Source organism: Enterococcus sp. DIV1420a (genome assembly GCF_051712165.1).
GTDB classification, from domain to species: Bacteria; Bacillota; Bacilli; order Lactobacillales; family Enterococcaceae; genus Enterococcus; species Enterococcus faecalis.
In genome coordinates this window covers 517,450-539,054 of the sequence record NZ_JBIOOI010000001.1, presented here as the reverse complement: position 1 = coordinate 539,054, position 21,605 = coordinate 517,450, and the positions used below count along the sequence as shown (strand labels likewise).

General features: G+C 39.3%; 20 protein-coding genes. 16 read left to right on the top strand and 4 right to left on the bottom strand.

Annotated features, from left to right (window positions below; genetic code table 11):
- The first annotated feature begins 119 nt into the window (after positions 1 to 119).
- The 3 genes from IGI80_RS02840 (at position 120) to IGI80_RS02830 (ending at position 2,792) form a co-directional block, all read left to right on the top strand.
- On the top strand, positions 120 to 617 hold the full coding sequence (locus tag IGI80_RS02840; protein WP_002354845.1) for an RNA polymerase sigma factor: 498 nt from the start codon (positions 120 to 122) through the stop codon (positions 615 to 617).
- A 24-nt stretch (positions 618 to 641) separates the two neighbouring features.
- On the top strand, positions 642 to 1,526 hold the full coding sequence (locus IGI80_RS02835; RefSeq protein ID WP_438722628.1) for an RsiV family protein: 885 nt from the start codon (positions 642 to 644) through the stop codon (positions 1,524 to 1,526).
- Between the two features lie 129 nt (positions 1,527 to 1,655).
- Positions 1,656 to 2,792 carry an ArgE/DapE family deacylase gene (locus tag IGI80_RS02830; protein ID WP_002367472.1) on the top strand — a complete coding sequence of 379 codons (1,137 nt, stop codon included), beginning with the start codon at positions 1,656 to 1,658 and terminating at the stop codon, positions 2,790 to 2,792.
- Between the two features lie 52 nt (positions 2,793 to 2,844).
- On the opposite strand, the gene IGI80_RS02825 is transcribed toward IGI80_RS02830, so the two are convergent.
- Positions 2,845 to 3,636 (bottom strand): hypothetical protein, encoded by a 792-nt coding sequence (locus IGI80_RS02825; protein ID WP_002367471.1) that lies wholly within the window; start codon positions 3,634 to 3,636, stop codon positions 2,845 to 2,847.
- 163 nt (positions 3,637 to 3,799) lie between these two features.
- Between IGI80_RS02825 and IGI80_RS02820 the strand changes: the two genes are divergently transcribed.
- The 3 genes from IGI80_RS02820 (at position 3,800) to IGI80_RS02810 (ending at position 5,385) form a co-directional block, all read left to right on the top strand.
- Complete coding sequence (locus tag IGI80_RS02820) at positions 3,800 to 4,183, top strand: YccF domain-containing protein (RefSeq protein WP_002354850.1); 384 nt, start codon at positions 3,800 to 3,802, stop codon at positions 4,181 to 4,183.
- A gap of 88 nt (positions 4,184 to 4,271) precedes the next feature.
- On the top strand, positions 4,272 to 4,697 hold the full coding sequence (locus IGI80_RS02815; RefSeq protein ID WP_002383201.1) for an Rrf2 family transcriptional regulator: 426 nt from the start codon (positions 4,272 to 4,274) through the stop codon (positions 4,695 to 4,697).
- Between the two features lie 58 nt (positions 4,698 to 4,755).
- Positions 4,756 to 5,385: an NAD(P)-dependent oxidoreductase gene (locus tag IGI80_RS02810; protein ID WP_002365397.1), complete on the top strand. Its 630-nt coding sequence runs from the start codon at positions 4,756 to 4,758 to the stop codon at positions 5,383 to 5,385.
- Between the two features lie 78 nt (positions 5,386 to 5,463).
- On the opposite strand, the gene IGI80_RS02805 is transcribed toward IGI80_RS02810, so the two are convergent.
- Entirely contained in the window at positions 5,464 to 6,669 is a 1,206-nt protein-coding gene (locus IGI80_RS02805) for a sunset domain-containing protein (RefSeq protein WP_438722626.1), read from the bottom strand.
- Between the two features lie 191 nt (positions 6,670 to 6,860).
- On the opposite strand from IGI80_RS02805, the gene IGI80_RS02800 reads away from it, so the two are divergent.
- The 10 genes from IGI80_RS02800 to IGI80_RS02755 all read left to right on the top strand — a co-directional run bounded on the left by IGI80_RS02800 (position 6,861) and on the right by IGI80_RS02755 (position 19,671).
- A complete protein-coding gene (locus IGI80_RS02800; protein ID WP_438722624.1) occupies positions 6,861 to 8,105 on the top strand; it encodes a competence/damage-inducible protein A in 1,245 nt (414 codons plus the stop codon).
- A 113-nt stretch (positions 8,106 to 8,218) separates the two neighbouring features.
- Entirely contained in the window at positions 8,219 to 9,265 is a 1,047-nt protein-coding gene (gene recA / locus IGI80_RS02795; RefSeq protein ID WP_002354860.1) for a recombinase RecA, read from the top strand.
- Between the two features lie 396 nt (positions 9,266 to 9,661).
- Complete coding sequence (gene rny / locus IGI80_RS02790; RefSeq protein ID WP_002354863.1) at positions 9,662 to 11,218, top strand: ribonuclease Y; 1,557 nt, start codon at positions 9,662 to 9,664, stop codon at positions 11,216 to 11,218.
- Positions 11,219 to 11,377: 159 nt separating this feature from the next.
- A complete protein-coding gene (locus IGI80_RS02785; RefSeq protein WP_002354864.1) occupies positions 11,378 to 12,175 on the top strand; it encodes a TIGR00282 family metallophosphoesterase in 798 nt (265 codons plus the stop codon).
- A gap of 73 nt (positions 12,176 to 12,248) precedes the next feature.
- Positions 12,249 to 12,635, top strand: a complete 387-nt coding sequence (locus IGI80_RS02780) for a RicAFT regulatory complex protein RicA family protein (RefSeq protein ID WP_002359008.1) — start codon at positions 12,249 to 12,251, stop codon at positions 12,633 to 12,635.
- The gene (gene mutS, locus IGI80_RS02775; protein WP_438722623.1) at positions 12,636 to 15,212 is read left to right on the top strand and encodes a DNA mismatch repair protein MutS; all 2,577 of its coding nucleotides are present in this window, start codon (positions 12,636 to 12,638) and stop codon (positions 15,210 to 15,212) included. It abuts the gene before it with no gap.
- 31 nt (positions 15,213 to 15,243) lie between these two features.
- Positions 15,244 to 17,376 (top strand): DNA mismatch repair endonuclease MutL, encoded by a 2,133-nt coding sequence (gene mutL / locus IGI80_RS02770; protein WP_438722621.1) that lies wholly within the window; start codon positions 15,244 to 15,246, stop codon positions 17,374 to 17,376.
- 24 nt (positions 17,377 to 17,400) lie between these two features.
- The gene (locus IGI80_RS02765) at positions 17,401 to 17,955 is read left to right on the top strand and encodes a Maf family protein (RefSeq protein WP_002354869.1); all 555 of its coding nucleotides are present in this window, start codon (positions 17,401 to 17,403) and stop codon (positions 17,953 to 17,955) included.
- Between the two features lie 132 nt (positions 17,956 to 18,087).
- A complete protein-coding gene (msrB, locus tag IGI80_RS02760) occupies positions 18,088 to 18,525 on the top strand; it encodes a peptide-methionine (R)-S-oxide reductase MsrB (RefSeq protein ID WP_002354871.1) in 438 nt (145 codons plus the stop codon).
- Between the two features lie 174 nt (positions 18,526 to 18,699).
- Entirely contained in the window at positions 18,700 to 19,671 is a 972-nt protein-coding gene (locus IGI80_RS02755) for a ribose-phosphate diphosphokinase (protein ID WP_002381060.1), read from the top strand.
- Positions 19,672 to 19,723: 52 nt separating this feature from the next.
- Here IGI80_RS02755 and IGI80_RS02750 read toward each other — a convergent pair whose 3' ends face one another.
- Positions 19,724 to 19,930 carry a CPBP family intramembrane glutamic endopeptidase gene (locus tag IGI80_RS02750; protein ID WP_224561207.1) on the bottom strand — a complete coding sequence of 69 codons (207 nt, stop codon included), beginning with the start codon at positions 19,928 to 19,930 and terminating at the stop codon, positions 19,724 to 19,726.
- Between the two features lie 680 nt (positions 19,931 to 20,610).
- The gene (locus IGI80_RS02745) at positions 20,611 to 21,204 is read right to left on the bottom strand and encodes a PBECR4 domain-containing protein (RefSeq protein WP_438722620.1); all 594 of its coding nucleotides are present in this window, start codon (positions 21,202 to 21,204) and stop codon (positions 20,611 to 20,613) included.
- Positions 21,205 to 21,605 lie beyond the last annotated feature (401 nt).

Here is a 21,605-nt window from a genome sequence, read left to right as displayed (position 1 = left end):
ATTTTTGTACCACGCTTTTTCTTTTAGAATATAAAAATTAAAAATAATAAAAAAGTTGAAACTTTTTATGCTTGTGATTCGTCTATATAAGTGTACAGGAAAGGAGGTTCCAGAAATCGATGGTTTTCGATGGTTGGAAAAGAAAAAAACAAATTCGCGCGTTAGAAACGCTTGTGGATACCAAATATGAAAAAATGTATCGCATTGCCTTTAACTATACACATTCGAAAGAAGATGCCTTGGATGTGATTCAAGAAAGCTTTGAAAAGGCACTGAAGGCCATCCAAAAAGGACCCGATATTAAGGATTTTGAAGCGTGGTTCTTTCGAATTCTGCTTTCTGTAGCGACAGATTATTGGCGTAAAAAGAAACGAGAAGCTGTTCATATTGAAAAAGATGAACATGTGTTAGCCCTTTTAAATAATCCCCAACGCAGTTTTTTAGAAATTGAAGAAATTATTAATCAATTAGATAGTCCCAATCGTGAAATTATTCTATTAAAATTTTTTGAAGGATTTACGCTAAAAGAAATCGCCTTGATCCTGGATATTAACGAAAACACGATTAAAACGAAGATGTACCGCAGTTTGAATGAACTCCGAAGTCTATTGAATTAGTAAAAGAAAGGAAGCGAAAAAATAATGGAAGATTTTGTAAAAAGTGTTGTTAAAAACTTTTCAAAAGAATACCGCCAACAACCGTTGCCAACGGATCTACAAGCGGAAGTCAAAGCGCGTTTTCATAAAGAGAAAAAGCGGTACACCTGGCTTCGTTTTAGAAACCGCTCACTGCAAAGTAGTTTAGTGGTGGCTTGTGGCTTTGTCTTATCAGTCAATTTGTTTCCAGGTTTTAGTGAAGCAGCCCGCAACATTCCTGTGTTAGATAAAATTGTTCAATTAGTCACCATCAAAACGTTGACAGCGAAAAAACAGGAAAGTGAAGTAAACATCGATGTCCCTAAAATCCAAACATCCCAAGAATCTTCAGTAGCCGACACGCTCAACAAAAAATACTTGAAAGAAGCCCAAACAGAATTTCAACAAGTCAAAGGGCAATTGTTTGATGGTTCTCGTGTTTCAGTCACTGGAGATTATGAAAAAGTCGTGGACGACCGTCGCTTCCTAGTGGTCAAACGAACCTTAACAGAAATTAAAGGCAGCTCTGCGACGACAACGAAATATGACACCATCGACAAACGAGCCAATGTTGTCGTTTCACTCCCCTTAATTTTTAAAAATGATTTTTACATTGATGTCATTAGTAGTGAAATTAAACAACAAATAGCAGACCAAATGAAGAACGATAGCAATAAAATATACTGGTCCGAAAAAGAGGATGCCCCCAGTGATGTTCAACCCTTCAAAAAAATTAAAAAGGACCAACCTTTCTATATCAATGAAAAACACCAATTAGTGATTGTGTTTCCTCAAGGAGAAATTGCGCCTTACTATATGGGCACCCCTGAATTTGTGATCCCTAATCAAGTCATTGAGAATGAATTGGCAGCGCCTAATTATTTAAAATAAACTCAGTAAAAAACACGCGACATTTCTTAAAACTGTCGCGTGTTTTTTGCTGACCTAACCAAGTCAGTTGCGGTTTTACTGAGAGAAGCGTACACTAGAATTAAGCATAACAAGAAAGGGCGAATGGCAATGGAAAAATCAGAAAAAATTAGTATTTTACAAGATGTGGTTAAAATTAAATCTGTAAATGGAAACGAAGAAGAAGTGGCAATCTATTTACAAAATCTTTTGAAAAAATATGAGATCCCTTCTGAACTTGTTTCTTATGCACCAAATCGTAGTAGTTTGGTTGCTTATTTAGGTGAAAACCGAGAAAAAGTCTTAGGGTTTAGTGGCCACATGGACGTGGTTTCTGAAGGGGATGAAAGTCAATGGACTTTCCCACCATTTGCGGCCCATATTGAAGGAAATAAATTGTATGGCCGTGGCGCAACGGACATGAAAAGCGGCTTAGTCGCAATGGTTTTAGCAATGATTGAATTAAAAGAAAAGGAAGTTCCATTAAATGGAGCGGTTAAATTTTTAGGTACAGTTGGTGAAGAAGTCGGTGAGCTAGGTGCTGGCCAATTAACTGAAAAAGGCTATGCGGATGATTTAAGTGCCTTAGTCATTGGAGAACCAACCAATTATAACTTGATGTATGCGCACATGGGTTCAATTAACTATTCTGTTGTGTCACACGGAAAAGAAGCCCACAGTTCGATGCCAGAAGAAGGCATTAACGCGATTAATAATTTGAACGAATTTATTACAGAAGCAAACCAACAAATGGCGGAAGTCACAGCAAACTATGAAAATCCTGAATTAGGTCGAACGATTCACAATGTAACCGTCATTAAAGGTGGCACACAAGTGAACAGTATTCCAGGTCAAGCAGCCTTGCAAGGGAATATCCGTTCAATTCCAGAATTCAGCAACGATCAAGTCATTGCATTATTACAAAAAATTGTCGATGAATTGAACAAAAAAGAAAAACATCAGTTAGAATTAACGATTGATTACAATAAAATTCCTGTAAAAGCTGAGAAAGATTCTGCGTTAATTCAAGCCATTCAAGCCCAATTTGATCAACCATTACCATTAGTGACAAGCGCTGGGACCACAGACTTAGCTGAATTTACTAAATCAGACAATACATTTGATTGCGTTGTCTTTGGACCAGGTGTGACCACTACTGCACACCAAGTCGACGAATATGTCGAAATTGATAATTATTTAGATATGATTGATAAGTATCAAGCGATAGCAAAAAGTTATTTAAATTAAAAAAATGTCGCGCCTGAATCGTAAAGTTCAGGCGTGACATTTTTTATAAGGTTTATTCCACCACAGTCCATTCATTTAAGGTTTTGCCGTTCTCATCAACTAGCTCTAACCAGCTGTTTGTTCCAGCAAAATAGAGAAACAAGCCGACTTCATTAACGCTTTTTAAGACGATATCTTCCGTTGTGACAAAGTCTTTAAATTGGCCCTTGCGTTCATCACGAAGTTTTTCACCAAATCTAGCGGAGAAACCGACAGACCCGTCTTTATTTAAAGGGGCTTCGGGCATCATTGTCGCGCCAGCTTTAATAAGCATTTCATTGCGCTTTTGCCAAAAAACAGTTGCTTTGCTTTGTCGAGTATCAATATAAAAAGGAATTTGGCTAACTTCTTTTGTCCATTTGTGGCGTGCTTTGGCTGGTCTGGCTTTCTTCGGCGCCGGTTTTTTAAACAGAGAGTAGCCAAAACGTTCCAAGATAAAGGTGACTGTTTCTTTATAGTTAGTCACTGTCGCTACCGCACTTTTCGGAATTTTGACTGTCGTTGGGGTTGCTTCCAATGTTAAACCACTTTCTTTCGCATCATCTAGGAAAGCTTGCGCTAAATAGGCAAGTTCTGTGTCCCAAGTCGGTTTCAATAAAATCGAGTGATCAAAAGAAACTTCTTTATATGTAGCTTTTTCTTCAGCAAGTCCTAAAGCAACTAGTTGGTTATCTCTTAGCAAGAAAAGAATCGCTGCCTCTTTTTTCGGTAATTTAGTTGTTTGTTCAATGATTAAGTGGGCCTGATCGGCTAAATCAATGAGTGTCTTTGTTTTTTTTAGATCAACGGTTAAATGTAAGTCCATGAAGTCTGCTCCTTTATCGTTAGTTTCTTCATTGTATCATGAAACAGCGTCTTCGTCTTTTAACGAGTCAGCGACCTTACAATATTGTTTGAAACAAAAAGAAGCTTTCGTGGTATACTTACTCACATACATAATTTTTAATGAGGAAAGTAGAGGAACAAGAATGAAAACACTTGGCAATATTTTATGGTTCATCTTTGGCGGCTTTTTTGGTGGCTTATCTTGGCTATTCGCAGGCGTGATTTGGTGTATTACAATTATCGGTATTCCGATTGGTTTACAATGTTTTAAATTAGCGGGGTTGAGCTTTTGGCCGTTTAAAAAGCGAGTCGTGTATAGTGATAGCGGCGTATCTTTGGTGGTAAACATTATTTGGCTGATTATCAGTGGACTACCATTAGCAATTGGGCATTGTATTAGTGGCTTGTTGCTTTGTCTGACAATCATCGGTATTCCGTTTGGGCAACAATCCTTTAAATTGGCGAAATTAGCGTTAATGCCGTTTGGGGCCCGTGTTGTTTCAACAACTGATTTTTATTTTGAATAGTCAGAGGTTTCTCATTGACAAATAAAACGAAACAGCGTATTCTGTAAATGTAACAAATAACGTTACATTTGGTTTGGAGTGATTAGACATGGCCATGTCAACGAAATTAAGTGTTGCGATTCATATTTTAAGTTTGATTGAAACAGGTCCTCAAGAACAAGTGACTTCTGAATACATTGCTTCGAGCGTGAATACGAATCCAGTCGTTGTTCGACGACTAATGAGCCAGTTAAAAAAAGCCGGCTTGATTCATTCCATGCGTGGAGCCAATAAAAATACCTTATTAAAGAAACCAGAAGAGATCTCACTGTATGAAATTTATACAGCGGTTGAATTGGAACGAGAGATTTTCAATATTCATCAAAATCCTAATCCAAACTGTTCCGTTGGGGCAAATATCCAATCGGTACTAGAAACTGAATTTACTAAAGTGCAACAAAAAATGGAAGAAGAATTGAAAAGCATCACCTTAGCAGATGTGATTCATGAAATAGAAGTTAAGAGAGATAAGTAATCTCTCTACTTTTAAAGTATTAAATGTAACTATTTTAGTTCTATTTAAAAATGAAAGGATGATTTACATGAAAGTAGCAGTATTAGGAGCAACAGGAAAAGAAGGACAATTACTTTTAGCAGAAGCTAAACGTCGTGGGATGGACGTGACAGCCATCGTTCGTAATGCCTCAAAAATAACAGATGGCACACCGACCATTGAAAAAGATGTTTATCAATTAACAACAGAAGATATTCAAGCGTTTGATGTATTAATTAGTGCCTTAGGATTCCCTGATGTGCAAGATTTCCCCAAATCTACCCAGCATTTGATTGAGATTTTAACCAATCAAAAAACGCGCTTGTTTGTCGTTGGGGGCGCTGGAACCTTGTATGTGGACCCAGAACACACAACTCAATTAAAAGATACACCATCATTCCCAGCAGAAATTCAGCCATTAGCTTCGGCGATGGGCGAAGCTTTAAACTTATTGAAAGAAGCTCAAAACATCCACTGGACCTATATTAGTCCTGCAGCCATGTTTGATGCTGATGGTCCTGCGACAGGCCATTATGAAGTCGCTGGCGAAGAATTAACAACCAATAGTCAAGGTGACAGCTACATTAGTTACGCAGACTACGCCGTTGCCATGTTAGATGAAGTGGAAAGTAATGCACACCCAAATCAACGAATTAGTGTGTATCAATAAAAGAAACAAGAAAAATGGGGCCTCCGTTAAAACAACGGAGGCCCCATTTTCTTGTTTGATTAATTATTGCTAATGTATTTACTGTTTGGGTGCTCGGTATCCTGCTGCTTCTGCTTCTTCAACAGTAGAGAACCAAGCTACTGGATTCGTAGTTCTATTATAATATCTACTTCCAGGTACATGATAAATTCCATTACGTGACCCTTTAATTAAGGCGTTACCGCTTGGTGCTTCCGCAGCAGCCGTCTCGACTTCCGCCGGCGCCTGTGCGGCTTGTTGCGCCTCTGCTTCAGCTTGCGCTTTTGCTGCCGCTTCGGCTTGTTCTTTTTGCGCTTTTTCAGCGGCTAGTTTCTGAGCTTCTGCTTCTTTTCGTTGTTTTTCTTTGTGGGCATCTAATTGAGTTTTAACAACGGCTACCCGTTTTGTTAAAGCTTGATTTGGGGAGTTTAAAGCGTCAATTTGTTTGACCGCTTCATTATAGTAAGCTTCATTGGTTGGTTCTTGTTCAGCTTTTTCAACAGCGGCAGTTGCACTGGCGACTAATTGTTCATTTTTTTCTTTTTCAGCGATAGCGGTTTGAACAGTCGTTAATCGTTGTTGAAATCCTTCTTTGCCAACTGGGGCAGCAGCTACTAATTTTTCAGCTGCTTGATAATCGCTTTTACTTTTAGATTTTTCAGCAGTTGTAACTGCTTCATCAACAGGTACTGCTTCTTTGATTTTTTCAAGGCGATCATTGTATTCCTCGTATTCTTGACTTAATGAAGATACTAAGGTTGCGGCTTCATCATAGTTTTTCTGAGAAGGTTGTTTTTCAGCGTAAGCTAAGGCTTTTTCTGTTTTGGCCAATTCTTGCTCAGAATCTGTGATGCTCGCAATAAATTCTTTTGACGGTGTGATTTCGACTGATTTTTCAACTTTGGTATCTTTCTTCTCAGCAACAAAAGTGATTTTTTGCGTTTTTTCATCGGACAGTTTTACTTTGTAAGCAAACGTTTTGTCTTTCGTTTTTACTTCCTTGCCATTGGCCGTTAGTTTGCTGTTGCCGTCGTATTCGCCTTTGATGGTGGCTGAGCCATTGGCATCGGTTTCAACACTCTCTGCATCAAGTGAAAGCGTTGGGGAAGAATCTGTCGTGGCAACCCCACCAATAAATAGAGCGGCACTTGCTAATGCGGCATAGCCATATTGTTTTTTCGGTTGTTTCTTGATTAATGCTTTGATAGTCAGTCCCCCGCTGACAAGTAACCCTAATAGACCCAAAAGTACTAATACTACACTCATTCATTTCTCTCCTTTCGATATAACGTTATTATACAATGTATTGTGAGAAAATGAACATTTTTTTCGTAATAATTAATAAATTTCCTGATAAAAAAATTATTTCCTGAAGCTCAAATTCTTTTGTAAAAATTTTGTTGTGCTAAAATGGAAAGTGAGTTTAACTACGTATGTTATTAGAGAAGGGGAAATCAATGAAAGCAGAAATCATTGCAGTCGGAACAGAGTTATTACTGGGACAAGTAGTGAATACCAACGCCACCTTTTTATCAGAAGAGTTAGCTGCGCTAGGCATCGATGTTTACTATCAGACCGTTGTTGGCGATAACGGCGGCCGCTTAGAAACGCTACTAACAGAAGCAGAACAAAGAAGTGATTTAATTGTCCTTTGTGGAGGGCTAGGACCTACAGAAGACGATTTAACCAAGCAAGTTGTCGCACAACATCTCCATAAATCATTAGTAGAAGATCAAGAAGGATTGAACCGCTTACACCAGTTTTTCCAACAGTCTAAGCGGCCAATGACGGAAAATAATCTACGACAAGTGTTAGCCATTGAAGGTGGACAAGTTCTTCAAAACCCGACAGGATTAGCGGTTGGTTCTTTCGTAACAGAAGGCACAACAAGCTATTTGCTCTTACCAGGGCCGCCCAATGAATTAATTCCGATGTTTCAACAAGCGGCACGACCTTTATTGATTAATGCGTTTCCACAAGAAGAACAATTGATTTCAAGAGTCTTGCGTTTTTATGGCATTGGTGAATCACAGCTGGTGACCGAGATTCAATCGTTGATTGCGCACCAAACGAATCCAACCATTGCGCCTTATGCTAAGCCTAATGAAGTGACACTTCGTTTAACAGTTAAAACAAAAGACTTAGTAGCTGGCGAAGAATTATTAACAGCGACGGAAGAAAAGGTTTTAGCTAAAGTGGGAGACTATTTTTATGGGTATGGGGATGACAATAGTTTAGCCAAGGTAACAGTGGATTTGTTATTACAAAACGGACAAACCGTCACGGCTGCTGAGAGCCTCACTGCTGGCCTATTCCAAAGTACACTGGGGGAAATTGCGGGTGCTTCGAAGATTTTTAAGGGAGGCTTCGTGACGTATTCGCAAGAAACAAAAGAGAACTTTTTAGGAATTTCTCATGAACTTTTAGAAGAGCATGGCACGGTAAGTGAAGCGTGTGCCAAAGAAATGGCAGAGAAAGCGCGTCAGTTAGCTAAATCTAACTATGGTTTATCATTTACTGGGGTCGCTGGTGACCCAATCGAAGGTCAACCGACAGGCACTGTTTGGATTGGGCTGGCGGAAGAAGGCCAACCAACCGTTGCAGAATGTTTCCATTTTAACCGTGACCGAAATTATATTAGACAGAGTGCGGTTATGCGAGGGTTAGATCTTTTGCGGCGCCGAATCATTAATGAAAAATAAATATGCGAATGTTTGTTCGGTTTTTTCTTGCTTTTTTGGTACAAAAGAGATATGATAGACCTACTAACAGGAAATGAAAAATAAGTTTATATAAATTAAAGGAGGATTATCCATTGGCAGATGATCGTAAAGTGGCTTTAGATGCCGCACTGAAAAAAATTGAAAAGAACTTTGGGAAAGGCTCTATTATGAAATTAGGCGAAAAAGCTGATCAAAAAATTTCAACTATCCCTAGTGGTTCTTTAGCGTTAGATGTTGCATTGGGCGTAGGTGGGTATCCACGTGGCCGAATTATTGAAGTATATGGTCCTGAGAGTTCAGGTAAAACAACTGTTTCTTTACACGCAATTGCAGAAGTGCAACGAAATGGTGGAACAGCCGCTTTTATCGATGCTGAGCATGCATTGGATCCTCAATATGCGGAGAAACTAGGCGTTAACATCGATGAATTACTTTTATCTCAACCAGATACGGGCGAGCAAGGCTTAGAGATTGCCGATGCCTTAGTTTCAAGTGGTGCGATTGACATCGTTGTCATCGACTCGGTTGCTGCGTTAGTTCCTCGTGCAGAGATTGATGGTGAGATGGGAGCGAGCCATGTCGGCTTACAAGCTCGACTAATGTCTCAAGCACTACGTAAATTATCAGGCTCAATTAATAAGACAAAAACAATTGCTATTTTCATTAACCAAATTCGTGAAAAAGTTGGCGTGATGTTCGGAAATCCTGAAACAACTCCTGGTGGACGTGCATTGAAATTCTACGCAACGGTTCGTCTAGAAGTCCGTCGTGCAGAACAGTTAAAACAAGGAACAGACATCGTCGGTAACCGCACAAAAATTAAAGTCGTTAAAAACAAAGTGGCGCCACCATTTAAAGTGGCAGAAGTTGATATCATGTATGGCCAAGGGATTTCCCAAGAAGGCGAATTACTAGATATGGCTGTGGAAAAAGACCTTATCAGCAAAAGTGGTGCTTGGTATGGCTACAAAGAAGAACGAATTGGCCAAGGCCGTGAAAATGCCAAACAATACATGGCGGATCATCCTGAAATGATGGCAGAAGTGTCTAAATTGGTCCGTGATGCATACGGCATCGGTGACGGTTCAACCATTACAGAAGAAGCAGAAGGTCAAGAAGAATTACCCTTAGATGAATAAATAACGAGTGAATACGACTCGTTAAGAAGAAAGACAACACTTACTGAACAGGACAGGTGTTGTCTTTTTTTGTTTAGAACTAAATTGTTAAATAGACTGTTGTCCATGTCCGAGCCCATCCACATCAAGCAGCTTAGTCAAACAGCAGACTATGCGGCGTTTGTTCTAAAATTTAAACAATTCGTGACGGCGGAAACCTAAAAATGTGACGTTGTCTAATATTTGCTGCCCTTTCCAAAAGAAAGGGCTTTTTTAAGTTGACACCTTTCGCGACAAACATTAGAATAAAATTGTGTGTATGCACAAATATGCAAGTAGGCATATTGATAATTGATTTTAGTTTATCAAAAAACTACAAGATATGAATTAACAAAAAGATAGTATGGAGGTGGAAATATGGTTTTAAATATTCTCCTCGCTATCGTCGGTTTGATTGTCGGTCTTGGTTTAGGATTTGTTATTGCAAAGTCACGTCATGATAAAGCAATAAATGGTGCAAAAATTTCAGCGTCGAGTATTCTCGAGAACGCTCGGAAAGAATCAGAAACACTGAAAAAAGAAGCATTGCTAGAAGCTAAGGAAGAGAACCAGAAGTATCGTTCAGAAATTGAAAGTGAGTTGAAAGAAAGCAGATTAGAACTTAAATCTCAAGAAAATCGTTTAATTCAACGGGAACAAACGTTGGATCGTAAAGATGACTCTCTTGAAAAACGTGAAGGCTCACTGGAAGAAAAAGAAGAGAAACTTGGTGCTAGACAGCAATTAATTGATGAGCGAGAAAAAGAAGTAGAAAACTTAATTAATCAGCAACATCAAGAATTAGAACGAATTGCTTCCCTTTCAAAAGAAGAAGCAAAATCGATTATTATGAAGTCAACAGAAGAAGAGTTGAATCATGAACTAACCTTGATGGTCAAGGAGTCAGAACAACGTGCCAAAGAAGAATCTGATCGCAAAGCGAAGAACTTGCTTTCCCTAGCAATTCAACGTTGCGCCGCCGATTCTGTTTCTGAAACAACTGTTTCCGTGGTCACTTTACCAAATGATGAGATGAAAGGTCGCATTATTGGTCGTGAAGGACGTAATATTCGTACATTGGAAACATTAACAGGGATTGACTTAATCATTGATGATACGCCAGAAGCGGTTGTGTTATCCGGATTTGATCCAATCAGACGAGAAATCGCTCGAATGACCTTGGAAAAATTAATCCAAGATGGTCGGATTCATCCCGCTCGCATCGAAGAAATGGTAGAAAAATCACGTAAAGAAATGGATGAACGGATTCGTGAATACGGAGAACAAGCAGCCTTTGAAGTAGGTGCTCATACGTTACATCCTGATTTAATTAAAATTTTAGGCCGTTTACGTTTCAGAACAAGTTATGGTCAAAATGTCTTGAACCACTCAATCGAAGTAGCAAAACTGGCTGGCGTTTTAGCCGCCGAATTAGGCGAAGATGTTCAATTAGCCAAACGTGCAGGTTTACTACATGATATTGGGAAAGCATTGGATCATGAAATTGAAGGTTCTCACGTTGAGATTGGCGCAGAATTAGCTGCGAAATATAAAGAAAATTCAGTAGTTATTAATGCCATTGCCTCGCATCATGGTGATGTGGAAGCAACCTCAGTTATTTCTGTTTTAGTGGCAGCCGCAGATGCGTTATCTGCAGCCCGTCCAGGTGCACGTAGTGAATCGTTAGAAAACTACATTCGCCGCTTAGAAAACTTAGAAAATATTTCTAATAGTTTTGAAGGCGTTGATTCAAGTTTTGCTGTTCAAGCAGGACGTGAAGTTCGTGTCATGGTGAAACCAGAAGAAATTTCTGATTTAGAATCTGTTCGTTTAGTTCGAGACATTCGGAAGAAAATTGAAGATGACTTGGATTATCCAGGACATATCAAAGTAACGGTTATCCGTGAAACACGTGCCGTTGACTATGCGAAATAAAATAAAAAGCGAATAAGTATCGCGTGTAGTGTCTCAACGAACAATTGCAAGGATTGTTCGTTGAGACACTTTTTTTAATCTTTTAAAACCAAAACTTTCTTTTCAAAGCGAAAACAACTATAATAAACAAGAGATGTTAAAAAGAGAAGAGGAACCTTTTTGCGTATATTATTTATAGGAGATGTTGTCGGTTCTTTAGGAAGAGAAGCCTTAGCAACGTATGTCCCTAAATTAAAGAAAAAATATCGTCCACAAGTGACCATTGCCAATGGTGAAAATGCGGCATCTGGTCGGGGAATTACTGGCAAGATTTATAAGAAATTTTTGCAAGATGGTGTCGATGTTGTTACGATGGGTAACCATACGTGGGACAACAAGGATATCTTTGAATTCATTGATGATGCGAAGAAAATGGTTCGTCCAGCGAACTTTCCAGAAGATGTGCCTGGTCAAGGAATGGTTTTTGTGAAAGTCAATCAATTGGAACTAGCGGTGATTAATTTACAGGCCCGCACATTTATGGTGCCATTGGAAGATCCTTTCAAGAAAGCCGCCGAGCTAGTGGCTATCGCTCGCAAACGGACACCGCTCATTTTTGTGGATTTTCATGGCGAAACGACAAGCGAAAAACAAGCCATGAGCTGGTTTTTAGATGGCCAAGTTTCAGCCGTTGTTGGAACACATACGCATGTTCAAACAAATGACGCTCGGATTTTACCGAAAGGGACAGCCTTCTTAAGTGATGTCGGTATGACCGGACCTTATGATGGGATTCTAGGAATGAAGCGTGAACCGATTATTGAGAAGTTTATGACAGCATTGCCGAAGCGCTTTGAGGTAGTCGAAACAGGGCGGACGATTTTATCTGCCTGTATTTTAGAGATTGATGACCAAACGGGCCAAGCGAAGATGATTGAGCCGATTCAGATTAGCGAAGATCGCCCGTTTCAAGAATAATAGAAGAAAAGTTAATCTCGGATCATTAAGAGGTTAACTTTTTCTGCTCTTATAGAAAAAGTGCCGGTGAAAGATGAAGGTGAAAAAAATGGAGCCGTTGAATTTAGATGCACAAAGTAATAAAGAATTAGAAAAATTGTTACATTTAATTGGACAAGATGAAGTCATTCAGCGCTACCAAGCGATTGAAGAAAAGGTAAAGAAAAACAAAAAGCTGACAGAATTAGTGGAAGAAATTAAAGCTGCGCAAAAAGATGCGGTTCAATTTGCTCACTATGGCAAACCAACTGCTGAAAAAGAAGCCATTCAACGAGCTGATGCGAAAACAAAAGAGTTTGATGAGCACCCACTCGTTGTAGCCTACCGCGAACAACTGATCGAAGCCAATGACTTAGTCCAACATGTCACGGCGCTCATTCAATACCGCGTGAACGAAGAGCTAGAGAAGGAAGGGAATTAAATGCCACAAAAGACAAAAAATACACCCATGATGGAACAATATTTATCCATTAAGGCCCAATACAAGGATGCGTTTTTATTTTATCGCTTAGGTGATTTTTATGAATTATTTTATAAAGATGCTATCAATGCAGCGCAAATCTTAGAATTGACGTTAACCAGTCGTAACCGCAATGCGGATGATCCGATTCCTATGTGTGGCGTTCCTTATCATGCCGCGCAAGGCTATATTGATACGTTGATTGAGCAAGGCTATAAAGTAGCGATTTGTGAGCAAGTGGAAGATCCAAAGACTACCAAGGGCATGGTCAAACGAGAAGTGGTCCAGTTGGTAACGCCAGGGACGGTGATGAATAGTAAAGGCTTGGAAGCCAAAGACAATAATTACTTAACCGCTGTGCTAACAGATGGTAATCAGTTCGGTTTTGCCTATGTAGACTTGAGTACAGGCGAATTAAAAACAGCAGTCTTGGCTGATGAAGAGGGCGTTTTAAACGAAGCTTCTGCGTTGCAAACAAAAGAAATGGTCCTAGGTTCAGGGATCCCTGAATCGTTAAAAGAGAACTTAAGTTTACGTTTAAATATCATCTTTTCGACACAAGAAACGGTGGAAGAAAATGCCGAGTTTAGTTTTTTAACCAATGAACTGATTAATCCATTAGAAATTGAAATTACAGGCAAATTATTATCTTATTTATCCGTTACCCAAAAGCGGAGCTTGTCCCATATTCAGAAAGCTGTGGAATATCAGCCAGATCATTTCTTGAAAATGGATCATTATTCTAAATTCAATTTAGAATTGAGTCAGTCGATTCGAACAGGACAGAAAAAAGGGACTCTTTTGTGGCTATTAGATGAAACGAAAACAGCTATGGGCGGCCGTTTATTAAAACAATGGTTGGATCGTCCGCTGATTCAGGAACGTCAAATTAAGGCGCGTCAAGAAATGGTGCAATCCTTATTAAATGCCTATTTTGAACGCTTAGATTTGCAAGCAGCATTGACGAACGTGTATGATTTAGAGCGGTTAGCAGGACGCGTGGCATTCGGCAGTGTGAATGGGCGTGATTTAATTCAATTACGGACTTCTTTAGAACAAGTACCAACGATTCGACAGTTAATTGTCGGGATCAATCAAGGGGAATGGGATGATTTGTTAGTCGACTTAAACCCTGTTGAAGATTTAGTGGCATTGATTGCGACGGCGATTAATGAAGAAGCCCCTTTACAAATTACTGAAGGAAATGTTATTAAAGACGGCTATAACGACCAATTAGATGAATACCGTGATGCCATGCGCAATGGCAAGCAATGGCTAGCGGAGTTAGAAGCAAAAGAACGCCAAGAAACAGGGATTAAAAACTTGAAGATTGGCTACAATCGTGTCTTTGGTTATTTCATTGAAATCACTAAGTCAAATTTAGCGAATTTAGAAGAAGGAAAATACGAGCGGAAGCAAACATTAGCTAATGCGGAGCGCTTTATTACGCCCGAACTAAAAGAATTAGAGCGTTTAATCTTAGAAGCTGAAGAAAAATCAGTTGAACTAGAATATCAATTGTTCTTGGCCGTGAGAGAACAAGTGAAAACGAACATTGATCGGTTGCAAACACTGGCTAAAACCATTAGTGCGGTTGATGTTTTACAATCTTTTGCAACAATTAGTGAACGGTATCAATACGTTCGACCAACGTTAAGAAGTAACACGAAAAATTTGGCGATTGTCGAAGGACGACACCCAGTCGTGGAAAAAGTTTTAGGGCATCAAGAATACATTCCAAACAGTATCCGCATGAACCCAGAAACAGATATTCTCTTGATTACTGGACCAAACATGTCAGGGAAAAGTACCTACATGCGTCAATTGGCTTTGACGGTGGTCATGGCGCAAATTGGCTGTTTTGTACCAGCGGAAAGTGCTGAAATGCCAATTTTCGATCAAATTTTTACACGGATTGGGGCCTCTGATGATCTAATTGCAGGGCAAAGTACCTTTATGGTAGAAATGATGGAAGCCAACCAAGCACTGCGGCACGCCACGCCTAACAGCCTAATTTTATTTGATGAATTAGGACGCGGCACGGCAACCTATGATGGAATGGCGCTAGCGCAAGCCATCATTGAATATATCCATCGTGAAGTACAAGCCAAAACGCTATTTTCTACACATTATCATGAACTAACTGTTCTAGATGAAACCTTAAAAGGCTTGAAGAATATTCACGTGGGCGCTGTCGAAAAAGATGGCGAAGTGGTCTTTCTTCATAAAATGATGGAAGGACCTGCTGATAAGAGCTATGGGATACATGTTGCTAAAATCGCTGGTTTACCAAGCCCGCTTTTAGAACGAGCAGCCACCATTTTATCCGCTTTAGAAGCGGAAGAAACAACGATTCCAAGTTCAGTTCATCATGAAGAAGTTTCAGAAGTCCATGAAGAAACCGAGCAACTTTCATTATTTAAAGAAGTTTCAACAGAAGAATTAAGTGTCATTGACACATTGAAGAAAATGAATCTATTAGAAATGACACCACTAGATGCGTTAAACATGCTTCATCAATTGCAAAAACGTATCTAATTAGGAACCGAACCGGTTAGGAGGTCGTGAAATGGGGAAAATTCAAGAACTATCCGAACAACTAGCCAACCAGATTGCTGCTGGTGAAGTTGTTGAACGTCCCGCTTCTGTCGTCAAAGAATTGGTGGAAAATGCACTGGATGCAGGAAGCACTCAAATTGATATTTTTATTGAAGAAGCTGGCTTAAAAACCATTCAAATTATTGATAATGGTGAAGGAATTGCCAAAGAAGATGTACTGAATGCCTTCAAACGCCATGCCACAAGCAAAATTCATACAAGAGATGATTTGTTCCGAATTCGCAGCTTGGGGTTCCGAGGCGAAGCCTTACCAAGTATTGCCTCAGTTTCTGAAATGATTGTCGAAACTGCCACAGCTGAGGAAGAAGAAGGCAGCTATGTGATTCTAAAAGGGGGCAAGGTCGAAGAAAACCGACCAGCAGCCCTCCGTAAAGGCACAAAAATGACCGTTTCTAATTTATTTTATAATACGCCTGCTCGTTTGAAATACGTCAAAACGATCCAAACGGAATTGGCCAATATCGGTGACATTGTCAATCGTCTGGCGTTAAGCCACCCTAAAGTCGCTTTTCGCTTAGTTCATGACGGCCACAAAATGATGAGTACAACAGGCAATGGTGATTTAAAACAAACGATTGCCGGGATTTATGGCATTAGTACCGCAAAGAAAATGTTGAAAATTGAAGGAAAAGACCTTGATTTTACTTTGACAGGGTATGTTTCATTGCCAGAAGTCACACGGGCCAGCCGCAACTATTTATCAACGATTATCAATGGTCGTTATATTAAAAATTTCGCGTTAAATAAAGCAATTGTAGCCGGCTATGGTTCGAAACTAATGGTGGGGCGTTTTCCAATTGCTGTGTTAGAAATTGAAATGGATCCGCTGTTAGTCGATGTCAATGTCCATCCTACTAAGCAAGAAGTTCGTTTAAGTAAAGAAAAAGATTTAATGGCATTAATTGAACAGGCGATTCAAGAAGTGTTGAGCCAAGAACAGTTGATTCCCAATGCGGCAGACAATTTGCGTTTTAAAAAGAAACTACCGCCAGAACCTAAAGCCGAACAAATGGAAATTCCTTTATCGACTGAACAACCTGCGGTAAAACAACGACCGGGCAGCTTAAGCTATAATCCCGCAACAGGCCGCTTCTATGCGGAACATGCGACAGACGAAACACCAGCCTCAAGCGCCCCTGAATCTGTCAACCAGACAGAAAGAGCAGTGGACCCAATGGACGATCCATTTGCGCCGCCAGTGCCAGAATCAACGAGTGTAGCGGAAGAAACGTCAGCTTACGAAACCTCTTCGGCAGCTGCTGATTCCGCAAATCATTGGGAAACAGCTAGTAATGAGCAACAGGTAATAGCCGAAGAAACGAAAATAACTGAAGTGCCTGATTCAGAACCTTCTCTGCGTTCATCAGAGGCTGCTGACGAGGTTTTCCAAGAAGAAATGAAACTTCACCCAGAATTCGATGCCAATAGCGCTGCGAGTCAAAGAGAACTGAAACAAGCCCTGAACAAGTTGGAAGAAGAACGACCGACAGAGCGTTTTCCTGAGCTAGAATACTTCGGTCAAATGCACGGAACTTATTTATTCGCACAAAGCAAAGATGGCCTGTTTATTATCGACCAACACGCTGCCCAAGAACGAATTAAATACGAGTACTTCCGTGAAAAAATTGGCGAAGTCAGTGATGATTTACAAGAACTATTGGTACCAATCGTTATTGATTATCCAAATAGCGATGCCTTGAAAATTAAAGAGCAGAAAGAAACCCTTGCGGAAGTCGGCATCCATTTGGAAGATTTTGGACAAAATAGTTTCATTGTGCGGGCGCACCCAACTTGGTATCCTGCAGGCGAAGAGGAAAGCATTGTTCGCGAGATGATTGACATGTTGCTAACAACTGGCTCGGTCAGCGTGAAAAAATTCCGTGAAGCAACCGCCATTATGATGAGCTGTAAGCGATCCATCAAAGCCAATCATTACCTCAATGAGCAACAAGCATGCGTGCTATTAAAAGATTTAGCCTTGTGCGAAAATCCGTTTAATTGTCCGCATGGACGTCCGGTGCTGATTCATTTTACGAATTCAGATATGGAACGAATGTTTAAACGCATTCAAGACCCCCATTAAAAAGAAACGAGGCGTCATCATTTTATGCAAATTATTTTAGCATCCCAATCTCCTCGCCGTCAGGAGTTATTAAAGCGTGTGGTCCCAACTTTTACGATTGCACCAGCCGATATCGATGAAACTGTTGGCAAAGACGGCTTACCAGCAGAATATGTGGCGCAAATGGCTGCCCAAAAAGCAGCGGCTATAGCAGAACAATCCCCCGAAGCACTAGTCATTGGCTGCGATACAATTGTGGCATTGGCGGGAGAAATCCTCGGCAAACCCACTTCTCGGGAAGACGGTTATCGCATGTTGCGCCTCCTAAGTGGCAAAACACATGACGTGTATACAAGTGTGACGTTGAAACAAGGGGAAAAAGAGCGCTCCGCGACAGTTCATTCAACCGTGACGTTTTATCCACTGACAGACACGGAAATCCATGCTTACTTAGATACCGCAGAGTATGCCGACAAAGCAGGCGCTTATGGTATCCAAGGACAAGGAGCATTACTAATTGAAGCAATCGCTGGCGATTATTACGCCATTATGGGTTTACCAATTGCCAAAGTAGCCCGACTACTAAAAGAATTCAACTAATAAAAGACAGTCCTTTTCATTCGTCAAAAAGAGAAAGGACTGTCTTTTACTATGCAAACTATTAGGTGCCTGTTTGGCAAACGTGGTATCATTGAACCCAATAAATTGAACAGAAGAAAAGGAGTGGACAGAATGACAAAACCAACAGAAGAAGAATTAAAACAAACCTTGACGGATCTTCAATATGCCGTCACACAAGAAAACGCAACAGAACGCCCTTTTTCAGGAGAATATGATGACTTTTACCAAGACGGAATCTATGTAGACATTGTTAGTGGCGAACCGTTGTTTAGCTCCCTGGACAAATACGATGCTGGTTGCGGCTGGCCATCCTTTACCAAACCAATTGAAAAACGTGGCGTCAAAGAAAAAGCTGATTTTAGTCACGGCATGCACCGAGTAGAAGTTCGCAGTCAAGAAGCGGATTCACATTTAGGGCATGTTTTCACTGATGGCCCACTCCAAGAAGGTGGCTTACGTTATTGCATTAATGCGGCAGCTTTGAGATTTGTGCCAGTGGCAGATTTAGAAAAAGAAGGCTATGGCGAGTACCTTTCTTTATTCAAATAATCCTCATTTTTTAGACAAATACGATAAAATAGTTAGAAGAAAGCGACTTTTGATGAATATCTTGTATGAAATACAGAAAATCTCTTGATTTATTTGGCTAGGACTACTATTATTTTAGAAGGAAAGTATTGTTCAGTTTTAACGAATTGGCTGAAATAGAAAGTGGAGGTTCTAATGTCGAAACATTATTTTGATCCAAGATTGAAAATCTTTTCTTTGAACTCTAATCGTCCCTTAGCAGAAAAAATTGCGGATGCTGTGGGTGTGGAGCTAGGAAAGTGCTCTGTAACACAATTTAGTGATGGCGAAATTCAAGTGAATATTGAAGAAAGTATTCGTGGTGCACATGTTTACGTCATTCAATCAACAAGTAGCCCTGTTAACGATAACTTAATGGAACTATTAATCATGATTGATGCGTTAAAACGTGCGAGTGCTAAAACAATTAACGTGGTTATGCCTTATTATGGGTATGCACGTCAAGACCGTAAAGCACGTGCCCGGGAACCAATCACTGCTAAACTTGTTGCAAACATGATTGAAAAAGCTGGTGCAACAAGAATGTTGACATTGGACTTACATGCGGTCCAAATTCAAGGATTCTTTGATATTCCAGTGGATCATTTGATGGGTGCACCATTAATTGCCGATTACTTCATCGAACACGGCATTCAAGGCGATGACGTCGTTGTTGTTTCCCCTGACCATGGTGGTGTAACGCGTGCGCGTAAATTGGCAGAATTCTTAAAAGCACCAATTGCGATCATTGACAAACGTCGTCCAAAAGCGAACGTAGCAGAAGTAATGAATATCATTGGTCATGTGGAAGGCAAAACATGTGTCTTAATTGATGACATGATTGACACAGCAGGGACAATTTCTCTTGCTGCAAACGCATTGAAAGAAGCCGGAGCAAAAGACGTTTACGCTTCTTGTACACATCCCGTTTTATCAGGACCAGCCTTACAACGTATTGAAGATTCAGCAATTGAACGCTTAGTTGTAACAGACTCTATTTACCTATCTGATGATCGTAAAATTGCTAAAATTGACGAAGTCAGCGTTGGTGAATTAATCGGAGATGCGATTAAACGTATCCACGAAAACAAACCAGTTAGTCCGTTATTTGAAACAAAAAATAAATAATTATAAAAACCGCCCACATCATTTTTCTGATGTGGGCGGTTTTTTTTGTGTATTATAAATTATTTAATAGCAAATGAATAGCAAGAGGATACGTGAGATTGTTATTACAGAAATAATAGGTAGAGGCTAAAACCCAGCCCATTCCACAATAAAAAAGCATGGAAATTGATGGTAATAGTCCATGGCTAAGACCAAAAAAAAGACCAGAAAAAAATATTTTACATAAGACACTTCGAGAGGTGTTTTTTTCTTTGTAGATAATTTTGTCTCGATACTATAACAACCACCTTTCCTATTTTGTCAGAATGATATGTTTACAAATTGAACTACTAATCAAGGAATAAAAAGGAAATGAAAAAATGATGCTTCCTCTATTGTGAGTTTTATTATAATTAGATAAAATATAGATGTCAAAAAGATTAAAAAGGTTGGAGCTTTAAAAATATTGGAAAGGAGTATACAAATGAAAAAGATAACTGAACGACCAATTGTCAAAATCTTAATTAAGATTTTGATGTTTGCCCTATGTTTTTATGCGGGGATAAAATTCGTTGATTTCATTTTTCCGTTAGTAGGATTTAAACAATAAGCAAAAGAAATGAACGTGGAGACAAGCACAAAGGACCGTGAACTTTGTTGCTAATAGTAAAGTATTGGTCCTTGGAAACTAAAAGCTGTTAAAAATGACAATAAAAAATAACCGTTTACTTTGATCGAGTACGGTTATTTTTTATAACTAAATTGGTCACCGTCTTAAACGGCTCTGCATCAGAGAGGTATGTTGACGCATATCTCTCTTTTCGTTTTCATTATAGCACATTTTCCCGAAAAGTACGAATAAATTTAGCGTTAATCCGTGAAATCCTAAAAGCTGTTAAAGAGGAGAAAAACCTCTGGGCTTATTCTCTTTCCCTATAGTCTGTTTAGCCCGCTTTTTTGTTAAAATTTATCGTAAACTTCAATTACTGAGGTGCTATTCAGCTCAGACTTACTTATTTTAATTACTTCATGGGATTCAGTTAAAGATTTCGATTGGCTCTTTCGTGGCTGATTTATTAACGATAATAAAGATTGTGGAACGTACTTTTTGTTATCCTCTTTACATGTTAACGCCACAATCATTTTGCCTGAACGAATTGCTTTTTCATACTGTAAATTATAAAATTTTCCTCCATCGCATATTCGTACACCTGGAGAAATAAGCATTTCTAATAGAGGAATTACTTGTAATTTTTGGCCTGTGGTTCCATCATCTTTAGGTTTAATCCCGCGCAGTGAAACTTTATTATTTTTTAAAGCTCTGTAAAATTGAGTAGCCTTAAAACGAAATTTACAGCTCCCTTGTTTATCTATTTGATAATAGTCAACTCCGCATAAATGCATAAAATTCCCAGCTTCAAATTGAACGTTCATTTCTAACAATTTCTTTGTTTTCCGATGTTGATATGTATAAGTGAACATATGATTATTGAAGTTGGTGTCATAAATTAAGAACGCCTTTCTAATTGTGTCAAAATCTTTTTTCTCAATCATTAGTTTCTCCTATAAATAAAGAAGCCAAGCTTAGCTTGCCTTCTTTAAACTTCAAATATAATTCAGGTTTTTCTGTTGCTCACCAACTATTGGCTCTACGTCCAATTCTATATCGAGTTTTTCTGTTGCTCGCCAACTATCGGCTATTACTTCCGATTTCAGTATTGAGTTATTATGATGCCTGATCATCAAGAAACATCTACTTGTTTCTAATAAAAGTCTACCACAGAACCACGTTCAACTCAATCCTTTTTAATCCAATAATGGAGTGTAATGACAATAAAAAATAACCGTCTACTTTGACCGGTACGGTTATTTTTTATAACTAAATTGGTCACCGTCTTAAACGGCTCTACATCAGAGAGGTATGTTGACGCATCTCTCTCTTTTCATCTACATTC